Annotated in this window: 12 protein-coding genes; 10 read left to right on the top strand and 2 right to left on the bottom strand. The window is 49.9% G+C overall.

The features are described from left to right. Positions 1 to 1,149: 1,149 nt before the first annotated feature. The 10 genes from KI362_RS21430 (at position 1,150) to KI362_RS21475 (ending at position 10,564) form a co-directional block, all read left to right on the top strand. A complete protein-coding gene (locus KI362_RS21430) occupies positions 1,150 to 1,683 on the top strand; it encodes a hypothetical protein (RefSeq protein ID WP_301630333.1) in 534 nt (177 codons plus the stop codon). Beyond that, positions 1,676 to 3,178: an AAA family ATPase gene (locus tag KI362_RS21435; protein ID WP_301630335.1), complete on the top strand. Its 1,503-nt coding sequence runs from the start codon at positions 1,676 to 1,678 to the stop codon at positions 3,176 to 3,178. Before KI362_RS21430 ends, KI362_RS21435 begins: the two co-directional genes overlap by 8 nt. A 135-nt stretch (positions 3,179 to 3,313) precedes the next feature. Beyond that, the gene (locus KI362_RS21440) at positions 3,314 to 4,186 is read left to right on the top strand and encodes a 3-hydroxyacyl-CoA dehydrogenase family protein (protein WP_044478880.1); all 873 of its coding nucleotides are present in this window, start codon (positions 3,314 to 3,316) and stop codon (positions 4,184 to 4,186) included. Next, entirely contained in the window at positions 4,183 to 5,388 is a 1,206-nt protein-coding gene (locus KI362_RS21445) for an acetate/propionate family kinase (protein WP_301630338.1), read from the top strand. Before KI362_RS21440 ends, KI362_RS21445 begins: the two co-directional genes overlap by 4 nt. Positions 5,389 to 5,428: 40 nt before the next feature. After that, positions 5,429 to 6,724 carry an asparagine--tRNA ligase gene (gene asnS / locus KI362_RS21450; RefSeq protein ID WP_301630340.1) on the top strand — a complete coding sequence of 432 codons (1,296 nt, stop codon included), beginning with the start codon at positions 5,429 to 5,431 and terminating at the stop codon, positions 6,722 to 6,724. Between the two features lie 12 nt (positions 6,725 to 6,736). After that, the gene (locus tag KI362_RS21455; protein ID WP_301630342.1) at positions 6,737 to 7,444 is read left to right on the top strand and encodes a DnaD domain-containing protein; all 708 of its coding nucleotides are present in this window, start codon (positions 6,737 to 6,739) and stop codon (positions 7,442 to 7,444) included. A 177-nt stretch (positions 7,445 to 7,621) separates the two neighbouring features. After that, complete coding sequence (locus KI362_RS21460) at positions 7,622 to 8,197, top strand: RNA polymerase sigma factor (protein WP_301630344.1); 576 nt, start codon at positions 7,622 to 7,624, stop codon at positions 8,195 to 8,197. Beyond that, on the top strand, positions 8,194 to 8,646 hold the full coding sequence (locus KI362_RS21465) for a hypothetical protein (protein WP_301630346.1): 453 nt from the start codon (positions 8,194 to 8,196) through the stop codon (positions 8,644 to 8,646). The genes KI362_RS21460 and KI362_RS21465 overlap by 4 nt, the downstream gene beginning before the upstream one ends. Beyond that, positions 8,646 to 9,722: a hypothetical protein gene (locus KI362_RS21470; protein WP_301630348.1), complete on the top strand. Its 1,077-nt coding sequence runs from the start codon at positions 8,646 to 8,648 to the stop codon at positions 9,720 to 9,722. Before KI362_RS21465 ends, KI362_RS21470 begins: the two co-directional genes overlap by 1 nt. A 224-nt stretch (positions 9,723 to 9,946) precedes the next feature. Then, a complete protein-coding gene (locus KI362_RS21475; RefSeq protein WP_301630350.1) occupies positions 9,947 to 10,564 on the top strand; it encodes a DedA family protein in 618 nt (205 codons plus the stop codon). A 100-nt stretch (positions 10,565 to 10,664) separates the two neighbouring features. Here KI362_RS21475 and proC read toward each other — a convergent pair whose 3' ends face one another. Further along, positions 10,665 to 11,534 carry a pyrroline-5-carboxylate reductase gene (gene proC, locus KI362_RS21480; RefSeq protein ID WP_301630352.1) on the bottom strand — a complete coding sequence of 290 codons (870 nt, stop codon included), beginning with the start codon at positions 11,532 to 11,534 and terminating at the stop codon, positions 10,665 to 10,667. A 19-nt stretch (positions 11,535 to 11,553) separates the two neighbouring features. Then, positions 11,554 to 12,801, bottom strand: coding sequence for a glutamate-5-semialdehyde dehydrogenase (locus KI362_RS21485; protein WP_301630354.1), 1,248 nt, complete (start codon positions 12,799 to 12,801; stop codon positions 11,554 to 11,556). Between the last annotated feature and the right edge of the window lie 15 nt (positions 12,802 to 12,816).

Here is a 12,816-nt window from a genome sequence, read left to right on the forward strand (position 1 = left end):
AAAAAGTATCTCGAAATGACTGAGTTTCTAGAATGGCGCAAGAACAGGAAAAAAGGAGATTCAAAAGTAGTTCGGATCGGCTAGACAATCTCTGACGAGGATTTTACACACAATAATGGACTTGACCCTCGTGTGGCGATTATAGTGCGAAAAGGCATTAAAATTACTGGTGTGGGAGCTCGTGCGGCGATTATAGTGCGAAAAAGCATTAAAAATGCTGGGACGGGTGTCTCATGTGGCGATTATAGTGCAGGAAAGGCATTAAAAATGCTGACGTGGGAGCAAATGTGACGATTATAGTGCAGAAAAGCATTAAAAATGCTAGGACGGGTGTTCATGCGGTGAATTTAGTGCAAAAAGGCATTAAAATTACTGGTGTGGGAGCTCGTGCGGCGATTTGAGTGCAGAAAAATGAATGAATAGAAACTAGCTAATGTTGGGCTGAAAAGGTGAGGATCTTTTCTAGCCCAACTTTTTTTTAGGTATTTTTGGGAAACAGCCTTTTTTGTTATTTCTCCATCCTATAATGGCTTGGTTTGATGGCTTAGTTCAGTTAGAGGAATCTCTCAAACAACGGCATCGAAAGTACACTTCACACGCCCCCGGCATACAATCATTAGTATTAGTACAACTCTCTAACTCTAATAACCTTGATCAAGCAAAATCCAATATTCACTGAGTGAACCCAAGCAGACCCAAGCAGACGTGAGGCGGTGGAATGACTAGAGTAGAGGTATCCTTTCGACCGCTGTTGTTTCGCCTATTCGTGCTTATTCACAATTTCAGCTTTTTAGAAGTTTGGGGCTGAATATAGGATGATTGGGGCTGGATGATATAGGGTGAGCGGGAGTCGCACTTAGCCATTGTTTTGGCATGCGGGAACAGGGAGAATGCAATGATTTCCGGTAAATTCCATGCATAGCACGCTGTCTTCAAGACGACGCTTAGAGGTTCTATCTTGCCATGTTTAACGAATCTTGGACTTAACTACTTTCGTCACACAGGTCTAGCAGTGGAGGTCTATTCTTTTATTATTAAGTAAAATTTAAAATATATTTCACAATTTTTCATTAGATTTGATATACGATGTGATATACTCTTATCTATAACATTGTTTATACTACTTTTATATATGAGGGGGACATCTGCGTGAAATTGCGAGTTGTACCGGTCGTTGTCAGTGTGGTCGCCTCTGCCGTGCTGTTGTTTGGCGGCTGGTTTGCTTACCAGCAATGGGCTGTTGAGAACCCGTTTCAGCATAAGGTTAGCCAAATGGAAGGTGTAAAGGGTGTACAAACCTCTATTACCCCAAATCAGGTCGAATTGAATCTTGATTTGGCACCGGATACTGATTTTGCTGGGCTGGTTCGCCAGATTGAAGCTGACGGCAAAAAGCTGCTCGGCAGCAGAGAGCTGAAGTTGACAATCAAGGATCAAAAATCGGAGAAGCTGGAACAGGTCTGGCAGGGGGCTTTATTCCCGATTGCCCAGGCTATGGAAAATAAACAGTATACCGAGATCACAGCCGCACTGGAGCAGTTGGAAGCCAGTGAAGCCGGAATTTCGGCAAAAGCGGACATGGACGAGAAGAATGTATATATTACGTTGACGGATGGACAAATCAGCAAATTTATCATTTTGCCGCGCACAGCGCAGGCGATAGGAGTGTGGCCGAATGCGTAAGCTTGCTATGGAAATTGCAGTCGGGTCCGTACCTGTATTACTGATTTTTCTGGCTTATCTGGGTGTGAATGTTACCCCGTTGATCATTCTTGCGATTATGGTCGGTTCTGTCTATATGCTGGTAAAAATGCGCGGCGGAATTACCGCTACCGCATCCCAGGAACGGAAACGGAAAAAGGTTGCTTCGACCGGGTTGACCTTTGAAGAAATCGGCGGTCAGGACAGCGCCAAGCAGGAGCTTCGCGAAGCGCTGGATTTCATGGTTCGGCACGAAGAGATCAGCAAGTTCGGAATCCGTCCCATTAAGGGGATTCTGTTGACTGGTCCTCCGGGAACAGGGAAGACCCTGATGGCGAAGGCGGCCGCTCAGTATACCAATGCCGTCTTTGTGGCAGCCTCGGGCAGTGAGTTCGTTGAAATGTACGTCGGTGTAGGCGCAAGCCGTATCCGTGAACTTTTTAAAGAAGCCAGAACCAAGGCGCTCAAGGAGAAGAAGGAGAATGCGGTGATCTTCATCGATGAGATCGATGTGATTGGCGGGAAACGGGAAGGCGGACAGCAGCGAGAATACGATCAGACGCTTAACCAGCTGTTGACCGAAATGGATGGGATTTATACCTCCGAGGCTCCGAAGATTCTGATTATCGCTGCAACCAACCGTAAGGAAATGCTGGACAGTGCCTTGCTTCGCCCCGGCCGGTTTGACCGTCACATTCAGGTTGACCTTCCGGATAAAAAGGGACGCCGTCATATTTTGGACATTCACAGCAAGAACAAGCCGCTGGCGGAAGAGGTAAGTCTGGACAAGGTCGCAGAAGAGTCCTACGGCTTCTCCGGCGCCCAGCTCGAAAGCGTCATGAATGAAGCGGCGATCTATGCGATGCGGGATGATCAGGCGGAAATTACCCAACGTCATCTCTCAATGGCGGTAGACAAGGTGATGCTCGGGGAGAAGACGGATCGTCAATCCACAGAGGAAGAGAAGCGGAGAGTTGCTGTTCATGAACTGGGACACGCGGTTGCAGCAGAGGTTGTTGCTCCGGGAAGCGTGAACCAGGTTGTGCTCAGCCCCCGTGGACGGGCGCTGGGTTACGTACGGCATAATCCCCAGGAAGAGAAGTATCTGTACACCAAGAGCTACCTGGAAGGCCAGATCATGATTGCTTTGGCAGGGGCAGCTGCTGAAGAAATCTATTACGGAGGACGCAGCACCGGGTCCAGTAATGATTTTGAGCAGGCACTCAATCTGGTGCATACGATGATGACCTCAGGACTGACTTCTCTTGGCATTATTCATATGGATATGGTGACCAAGGAAGTGCTGATGCACGAGAACTCCAAGATTTTGGATGAGCTTGCCGCAAGAACCAAGCAGCTGCTGATAGACAATGCGGCGGTGTTCGACAAATCGCTGGATATCCTGCTTCGGGAAGAACGCTTATCTGGAGAACAATTCCGTTGTCAATTTCGTGACAGCATGAATTTACCGGCATAATTCTTTATGCCGGTAATTTTTTTTACTTTTCCGTCATGCTAAGATATTATTATATGTTGGGTATAGTCTGAAGTATTATTCGACATCAAGGGTACAATATGTGTAGAGACCACGAAAGGATGGAGAGAGAGAAGTATGAACTTCAAAAGAATTGGCGTAATTGGTGGCGGCACCATGGGCCAAGGAATCAGCGAGATGCTGGCTTCCAAAGGGCTCGATGTTTTATTGGTCGAAGAAAATAGCGACAAGCTCAATTATGCTTACAGCATGATCGAGACAAGTCTTGACAAGCAGCTTGAGAAATGGGCATTGACCAATGCGGAGAAGAAATTGATCTTGTCCAAAATTCATAAAGTGACACATTTTGCCGAACTCGGTACCTGCGATATGGTGATCGAGACCATTTCGGAAGATTTGGATGCGAAAAAAGAGGTATTCAAGCAGTTGGATCAGGTTTGCCCGAGCAATATTATTCTTGCCAGCAACACCTCTACACTAAGCTTGACAGAAATTGCCGGATCGACAATGTATCCTGAGCGTGTGATCGGCATGCACTTCATTTATCCTGTTGCTAAAATCAATCTTGTTGAGCTGATCCGCGGATTAAAAACTTCGGATGCAACCTTCGAAGAGACAAAGGGATTTGTGGAAGAGGTTGTTGAGAAGCGCGGCGTTATGGTGTATGAATCCCCTGGATTTGTAACATCGAGAATTATCTGCGTGATGATTAACGAGGCATTGCATGTTCTGGGTGAAGGCGTTGCTACCGCTGAGGATATCGATGATGCGATGAGAATCGGATATCAATTCCAATACGGACCGCTTGAAATGGCTGACCGTTTCGGTCTGGATTCTGTGCTTGCCGCGCTTGAGCGGATGTTCCGCGAGTTCGGGGACTTGAAATACCGTCCTTCCTATGTTCTGAAAAAGATGGTCCGCGCAGGCTCTCTCGGCATGAAGACGGGCGAAGGCTTTTTCAAATACGACAAGGATGGTGACCGGATATGAAATTGCTAGTCATTAATGCGGGAAGCTCTTCCCTGAAATATCAACTCTATGACATGACGGATGAGTCTGTTCTGGCTAAAGGCCTGGTGGAACGGATCGGGATGGACTCTTCGATTCTGACTCACAAGCCTACCGGCAAGGAAGACGTTACAGAGGTAAGCGAAATACTTGAGCATACTACAGCGATCCGTAAAGTATTGGACAAGCTGGTTGACCCTGAGTGCGGCGTATTGCAGTCCGTAGACGAAATCCAAGCCGTTGGTCATCGCGTTGTACACGGTGGTGAAGCGTTCAAAGGCTCTGCACTGGTTACAGGTGATGTGAAGTCGGAAATTCGCCGTCTGTTTGACCTGGCACCGCTGCATAATCCGCCTGCCATTTTGGGGATCACGGCTGCTGAGAAGAATATGCCTAACGTACCGCAAGTGGTTGTATTTGATACAGCGTTCCACCAAACGATGGAGGAGAAGGTATATCTCTATCCGATTCCTAAGGTACTGTACAAGAAGCACCATATCCGCCGCTACGGCATGCATGGTACTTCACATGATTATGTGAGCAAGGTAGCTGCTGAAGTTGTCGAGCGTCCGCTTGAAGAGCTGAAGATCATTACCTGCCATATCGGCAACGGCGCCAGCTTGACAGCTGTCCAAGGCGGCGTATCTGTGGATACGTCCATGGGACTGACTCCGCTTGAAGGCTTGATGATGGGTACGCGCAGCGGTGATGTGGATCCTGCTGTGGTCACCTTCGTCATGAACAAGGAGGAGCTGTCGATCAGCGAAGTGAACTCCATGCTGAACAAGCACAGCGGGCTGTTGGCGATTTCGGGCAGCAGCAGTGACATGCGTGACATTACAGACGGCATGGAAGCCGGCGAACCAAATGCTACACTGGCATTTGAGATGTATGAATACCGCCTGCGCAAATACATCGGGTCTTACGCCGCAGCAATGAATGGCGTCGATGTGATCGTATTTACCGCCGGTGTTGGTGAAAATTCGGCAGTTGTACGTGAGAAGGTTTGCGAAAACCTGACTTATCTTGGCGTAGAGCTTGATCCTGAACTAAACAAGGTGCGCTCCGGCGATCCTCGCCGCATCTCCACACCAAACTCCAAGGTGGACGTGCTTGTCATTCCTACGAATGAGGAATTGGTGATTGCCCGGGATACGTTCCGGATCGTACAGGAAAACAAATAATATTCTTCACTGATAACAGTATTAAGAGGAGAGATCAGTCATGGCGAACAAAACCGTGATTCGTCAGGTTAACGAGCACGTCGGAGAGGCCGTCGTAATCGGCAGTTGGCTTAACAATAAACGTTCAAGCGGGAAGATCCAGTTCCTTCAGCTTCGGGACGGGACCGGCTACATTCAGGCCGTTGTAGTCAAGAGCGAGGTGTCCGAGGATACCTGGAACAATGCGAAGAGCTTAACCCAGGAATCCTCCATGTATGTTACCGGCATTATCCGCGAAGAGCCTCGCAGCCAGTCCGGTTTCGAGATGACGGTAACAGAGCTGGAAATTCTTCATCTGACCGATAACTATCCGATCACCCCGAAGGAGCATGGCGTTGACTTCCTGATGGATCATCGCCATCTGTGGCTGCGTTCCTCCAAGCAGCGCGCAATTATGGTGATCCGTGCGGAGATTATTCGTGCGGTTCAGCAATTCTTTGATCAGAATGGATTTACGCTGGTCGATCCGCCGATCCTGACACCAACCTCAGCGGAAGGCACAACGAACCTGTTCCATACGAAATATTTCGAGGAGGATGCTTACCTCACGCAGAGCGGCCAGTTGTATATGGAAGCTGCCGCAATGGCTCTGGGTAAGGTTTACTCCTTCGGCCCGACATTCCGTGCGGAGAAGTCAAAAACCCGTCGTCACCTGATTGAATTCTGGATGATTGAGCCGGAGATGGCATTCACGGATCACGAAGAGAGCCTGAAGGTTCAGGAGCAGTTCATCTCTCATGTCGTGCAGTCCGTCCTGAAGAATTGCCGCACTGAGCTGGAAGCCATCGGCCGCGATGTGTCCAAGCTGGAGCAAATTCAGGCTCCGTTCCCGCGGATTACTTATGACGAAGCCATCGAATTCCTGAACAGTCAGGATTTCGATATTCCTTGGGGCGAAGACTTCGGTGCCCCGCATGAGACCGCCATTGCAGAACGCTATGACAAGCCGGTATTCATCACTCATTATCCGGCCGGCATCAAGGCTTTCTATATGAAGCCGGACCCGAATCGTCCGGAGGTTGTTCTGTGCGCCGACATGATCGCGCCTGAAGGTTATGGCGAGATTATCGGGGGCTCCCAGCGGATCGACGATCCGGAGCTGATGGAAGAACGGTTCAAGGAGCACAGCTTGTCAGCTGAAACCTATCAATGGTATATGGACCTGCGGAAGTACGGCTCGGTACCCCATTCCGGATTTGGCCTTGGGCTTGAGCGGACCGTAGCATGGATTTGCGGGTTGGATCACGTACGGGAGACGATTCCGTTCCCGCGGACGCTGTATCGTCTGTATCCTTAAGAGGGTGTCCCGATGATGAACGATGCCTGGAAGGCCTGGACCAAAGGGGTGTCCTTTGCCATGAAGGCAGGGACGGTGAGCATCCCTTATCCTTTGCTGACACAATACCGGAGTCTTGGACTCGGCGACACAGAGGCAATGCTGCTGGTGCAACTGCTGGCGTTCAAGCAGGTGGATCAGGATGAGTTCCCTTCCATGGAGCTGCTGGAGCACCGTATGCAGCTTCAGGCCGGAGAAGTCTCGAAGACTGTACGCAAGCTGTTGAAGGAAGGCTGGATCAGTATCGATCAATTCACCGATGAAGCGACCGGCCGCCAATCGGAGAGCTATAATCTGTCCGGCATGTATGAGCGGCTGGCTGAATCCATGGCTGCGGAGCAGGAGAATTCCCGGGAGTGGCGAGCAGTCTCAGGAGAAACACCTGCTGCAGAGTCCGAGCACCGCAAGCTGGAAGAGCAGGCACGGAATCTGTTCGTCGTATTCGAGACGGAATTCGCCAGACCTCTGTCACCAATGGAGTGCGAGACGATCTCCGGCTGGATTGATCAGGATCGTTATCCTGAGGAACTGATACGTCTTGCTTTGAAGGAAGCTGTATTTGCCGGCAAGGTTCATTTTCGATATATTGACCGGATTCTGCTGGAGTGGAACCGCAACCGGGTACGGACCGCAGAGGACGCGAAAGCCTATATTCAACGTTTCCGCACAGGCGGACGATAATTCTAGAGTTAGGGTATGCCTGCACTCCGTTCCTCCTTGTTCGAATTTTGCAACCTTTTCGGTGCTGAAAACTGACTTTTTTGAACACTAACATTCCCGTTCATGACTGAAATGGTCTGAGGGGAATGTTTTTTTTATTTTATGCAGGGGGAAGTCCTGTTTCATACGTCTATATTATTGTGGAGGGAGGGGAGAGAGATCGGAGAAGAATCAGAGCAATTTATCAGACTGCTCAAAAAAAGAGACCGCGAAGCCTTTGAGACTTTTGTACGCGAGTATAGTCCGCTTGTCTATCGAGCTGCCTATTCCGTATTGCACGACGAGCAGGATGCCAAGGATGCAGCGCAGGAGACCTTCCTTCAGGCATACAAATCTCTCCCTGACTATCGATCCTCCGGGTTCAAGACATGGCTGAGCCGGATTGCTGTGAATAAGGCGATTGATATGAAGCGGAAGAAGCACCGGAGGCAGGAGGAGCACTGGGATCCTGCCCAGGTTGCTGACAGTCTGCCGGACCGGGAAGAGGACTTTGTACGGAGAATGGTCCGCAAGGAGCGCAGCATGGAGCTCAAGCAGCGAATTACCGACCTTCCGCCTGCACACCGTCAAGTGGTGACCTCTTTTTATCTGGAGGGAAAAAGCAATGACAGCATCGCAGCTGAATTAGGCCAAGCGCCAAAGACGATTGAATCAAGATTGTACCGGGCCAGAGCCTGGATCCGCAAGCATTGGAAGGAGGAGGATTGGAAATGACAGATCCGGCTGAACATGAGAATGAGCTGTGGAAGAAATATATACGCGGTGAACTATCACCAGATTTAATGATGAAGCTGGAGAACTTGCTCGAACGGGATGATGCCGTGTTTGCAAAGTATTTTGAAGCACTCACGTCATTGGAGGGGGAGTTGCCGTCAATCCGTGATGAGGCTGGGTTCGCCTCTGAGGTCCTTCAATGCTTGCCGGAGGCAGGCTTGCAAGGAGCAACAAGGACTTATCCCGATTCAAGACGGCAATGGATCAATTATGGAATTGCAGCTGCGGCTACAATCTTGCTTTTGGGCGGTGGATTTTTTGATCAAATGACGTCCGGTGTCGGCGCCTCTATAGGGACTTCGGATCCCGGCAAGTCAATCAGCAGTAAATGGATGGAGCGTGCAGGGACCTGGATGGATGATTTCAAAAATGAAGGGAAGGAACGTTAATGACTTATCCACGAAGTAAGATGCTTGCTTTGCTGCTCAATTTGATTCCCGGACTGGGATATTTCTATTGGGGAAGGAAAGTCAGAGCATTTTTATACCCGTTTTTCTTCTTTGGCGGCTTGTTTCTCGGCGCTGTGATATCGATGATTGCTGACGATGGGGAGCTCTTTCTAGCCGCATTTATCATGGGAGTCATTCTGTGGTGCATTTCAATGTTGGATTTGATAATCGTAATGCTAAGAGATGAGAGACGATTGGAACAGAGAATGTATGGTGATCCTGCACTTCAGGGATCGCTGGAAGCAAGCCAGGAGCGGTTCTTTACGTTGCTGCTCTCTTTTATTCCTGGACTGGGGCACTTTCAGCTTGGGTTGATGCAGCGCGGCTTGAACTTCCTAATTTTATTCTTCGGATTAATCACGATGACCGTCGTGATTACAGGCATTACGCATGAGCCGGTATTCCTGCTCTTCCTGGGCCTGATCCCGATTATTTGGTTGTACTGCATGTTTGATGCCGCACAGCTTATCCACCGCAAACAGGCTGGGGAACCGTTAATGGACCGCTCTTTGCTGGATGAATGGGAGAGCGGCCGGATCGAAGGCCGCCGCAGCAAGGTGCTGGCAACTCTATTATCGGCCTTTCCCGGGGCGGGACAAATGTACCTGGGCCTGCAGAAGCGGGGGCTTCAAATGATGATACTGTTCATAGGCAGCTTCTATTTGATCGATGTCCTGCGTATTCCTGCATTTTTGTTCCTGCTGCCGGTCATTTGGTGTTTCAGCTTCTTTGACGGACTGCAGCAGACGAGCCGCTATGGTATTTTGCCGATGGAGGACATCCCTCTGGTTAAGTGGCGGGGAATGAGTCAGCACTGGCTGGGTGTGATTCTCGTCTTACTGGGCGTATATTATGTAGGAACCGAGTTTGTTATCCCTATGATCGATCGCATACTCCCGGATCTTCATATTCAATACGTTCTGTCCCAATATTTGCGTCCGGTATTGATTGCCGTGATGTTGATCGGCGGGGGAATTATGCTGATGAACCGGACACGCTCCGACCGGGCGATGTAAGTTGAACTTACGAAGCTACGAAAAAAGCATAAGTGTGAAATGTTAAAAGCTTTCTGTAAGAAAGCTGCTTCGGAAGCATAGAAGCGTCAGCGTTCGTAAGAACACTTCACAATTTGCCCCCTGCGTAGGTTCATTAGTTTAACTTGTCTAGCCTGATAGAAAGTGAACCTCTTAGTCTGTTATAATGTTTCTGATACTAAATTATATAAACATTGGAGGAGCAAGTGGAGAACTGGATTACGAACATGATGGAGCAATTTGGCTATTGGGGAATTCTGCTCTTGATCGCAGTTGAAAATGTGTTTCCCCCGATTCCGTCCGAGGTTATTTTGACATTTGGCGGATTTATGACCACTTACACCAACTTGACCGTGTTCGGTGTAATTGTGGTGGCAACAATCGGCTCGATTATCGGCGCTATTATTTTGTACGGTGTCGGTTATCTGGTCAATGTGGATCGGCTCGAGCAGTGGATTGGCAAGTATGGCAAGTACCTTCGTCTAAAAAAAGAAGATGTTCGCCGCGCAGATGCCTGGTTTGACCGTTACGGCTACTGGACGGTGCTCTTCTGCCGAATGATCCCGCTTATTCGAAGTCTCATTTCGATCCCGGCCGGGATGTCGAAGATGAAATTCGGCTTGTTTCTGCTGTTTACGACGATCGGAACCGCCATCTGGAACACGATTCTCGTATCCGTAGGCGCCGCAGTCGGCGGAAACTGGGAAAGTATCGTTGAATTTATGGATGTGTATTCATATATTGCCTACGCGCTGATTGCGGTCATCGGGTTGGCTGCGGTCATCTGGTTCCTGCGGTCGCGAAGAAAGCCGGAGCAGGAATAGAGTAATAAAAGAAGCTGTGTCTCCAGTAGATAATAATCTATTGAAGATCAGCTTCTTTTCGTTTCTCATCGATTCATCAGTGAATTGCTTCCAGATGTATTTATTCTGAATGTGACAAAGCGGCCTTCACCGCTTCACCCATCTCGCGGGAGCGCTCGGCACAGCGATGAACCGCGGCCTTCACGCCAGCGGTGAAGTGGTGGGCATCAAGCACCTCGATCGCAGCCTGGGTAGAGCCATTCGGGGAAGTGATATCCTTCCGAAGCTTCGCGGGGTCTTCACCCGTTTCTTTCATCATGACCGCAGCCCCAAGAACGGTCTGTACGGTCAATTCACGGGCATGCTCCGCGGTCAATCCGCCTTCGATGCCTGCGGTAATCATGGCCTCCATCATGTAATAAATGTATGCAGGTCCGCTGCCGGACACACCTGTCAATATTTCCATTTGAGCTTCGGGAATCACACTGACCTGTCCTACCGCCTCGAACATGCTCATTACGGTTTGCTGTTGTTCCGCGTTGACCTCGGCGGAGAGCGATATACCGGTGGCTCCGAGTCCGATGGAGGAGGAGGTATTGGGCATTGTTCTCGCGATCGGCAGGGCTCTGCCTAGCAGCGCCTGTATCGTTGATATCGATAAGCCGGCGATGACGGAGACGATCAACGGATTGCCGTTTAGCTTCGTGCCAAGCGCTCTTAATGCTTCTGCGGCATCCTTCGGCTTCATGGCGAGCACGATTACCGAAGCCTCCTGAAGATCCTTATCCTTCTCTGCATCCTGCGAAGCTGTGCGAACACCGTATTCACCGGACAAGTATTCAAGTCTTTCCAGGTTGCTGCGATTATGCATAATAATCTGAGCAGGCTTAGCCACTCCTTTATGAATCAATCCGCGAACGATGGACTCTGCCATGGAGCCTGCTCCGGAAAAGCAAATTTGTTCAGTTTCATGCAACCGATTGTCGTTCATGCTTCATCTCCTCCTGATATTAGCTGCGGATCTGGCCGCTGCCATAGATAATATATTTGCTGGAAGTGAGAGCAGGGAGTCCCATGGGTCCCCGGGCATGCAGCTTCTGTGTGCTAATGCCGATTTCAGCGCCGAATCCGAATTCAAAGCCATCTGTGAAGCGGGTCGAAGCATTATGATATACGGCCGCAGCATCAATTTCTTGCTGGAAGCGTGCCGCATGCTCCTCATTTTCCGTCACAATGCACTCCGAATGCTTCGTACCGAAGCGTGCGATATGAGCTAGTGCTTCATTCAGTTCATGAACTATTTTTACATTTAAAATATAATCATTGTACTCCGTCGCAAAGTCCTCGTCTGTTGCAGGGGATGCCCAAGGAATCAGCTCTCGGGTCTGTTCACACCCGCGCAGTTCCACGCCTGCTTCCTTGAATTGGGATGCAAGCCGGGAGAGGTGAGCCTTGGCATAAGCCTTATGCACCAGCAGCGTCTCCATCGCATTGCAGACAGATGGGCGCTGTACCTTGGCATTTAACGCGATGGCAGCAGCCATCTCCGGCTGGGCTGTCTCATCCAGATAAGTATGGCAAATTCCGGCCCCTGTCTCAATAACCGGAACGGTAGCGTTCTGAACGACATTCTGGATCAGGGAGCTGCCTCCGCGCGGAATGACGACATCCAGCAATCCGTTTAGCTTCAGCATTTCGTCCACCGAAGAGCGGTCCGGGTCCTCGATCAACTGAATAGCCTCCACAGGCAATGCGGTTTCAGCAAGTGCCTCGTGAATCACCTTGACGATCGCCCGGTTTGAGGAAAGTGCGGAGGAACCGCCGCGGAGAACAACGGCATTACCGGTCTTCAGGCACAGCCCGGCGGCATCAACGGTTACATTTGGCCGAGCTTCATAGATGATGCCGATCACTCCGAGAGGAACGCGGCGTTTTACGATATGAAGTCCGTTCGGACGGTCCATAGTCTCCAGCACATCTCCGACCGGATCGGGAAGCTCCACAATTTGCCGGAGTCCTTCGGCAATGCCGCCGATGCGCTCAGGAGTCAATTTCAACCGATCCAGCAGGGAATCAGATGTTCCGTTTGCTCTCCCGCGCTCCAGATCTGCTTCGTTCGCATGTAAAATCTCATCACTTCTCGCCAGCAAGGCGTCGGCCGCGGCTAATAATGCCTGATTTTTCTGCTCTGTAGTCAATTTCGCCATTGCTGTGGCAGCTTGGCCCGCCAATCCAGCCTTCATTCGTACTTCGCTCATTGAAAAAACCTCCTC

It is taken from the genome of Paenibacillus apis (genome assembly GCF_018333295.1).
Taxonomy (GTDB): Bacteria; Bacillota; Bacilli; order Paenibacillales; family Paenibacillaceae; genus Fontibacillus; species Fontibacillus antibioticophila.

Excerpts from the sequence above, each read along its gene's own strand:
- KI362_RS21435 (WP_301630335.1), top strand. The coding sequence starts at position 1,676 with ATGCGTAAGCTTGCTATGGAAATTGCAGTCGGGTCCGTACCTGTATTA.
- KI362_RS21440 (WP_044478880.1), top strand. The coding sequence starts at position 3,314 with ATGAACTTCAAAAGAATTGGCGTAATTGGTGGCGGCACCATGGGCCAA.
- KI362_RS21445 (WP_301630338.1), top strand. The coding sequence starts at position 4,183 with ATGAAATTGCTAGTCATTAATGCGGGAAGCTCTTCCCTGAAATATCAA.
- asnS (WP_301630340.1), top strand. The coding sequence starts at position 5,429 with ATGGCGAACAAAACCGTGATTCGTCAGGTTAACGAGCACGTCGGAGAG.
- KI362_RS21455 (WP_301630342.1), top strand. The coding sequence starts at position 6,737 with ATGATGAACGATGCCTGGAAGGCCTGGACCAAAGGGGTGTCCTTTGCC.
- KI362_RS21465 (WP_301630346.1), top strand. The coding sequence starts at position 8,194 with ATGACAGATCCGGCTGAACATGAGAATGAGCTGTGGAAGAAATATATA.
- KI362_RS21470 (WP_301630348.1), top strand. The coding sequence starts at position 8,646 with ATGACTTATCCACGAAGTAAGATGCTTGCTTTGCTGCTCAATTTGATT.
- proC (WP_301630352.1), bottom strand. The coding sequence starts at position 11,534 with ATGAACGACAATCGGTTGCATGAAACTGAACAAATTTGCTTTTCCGGA.
- KI362_RS21485 (WP_301630354.1), bottom strand. The coding sequence starts at position 12,801 with ATGAGCGAAGTACGAATGAAGGCTGGATTGGCGGGCCAAGCTGCCACA.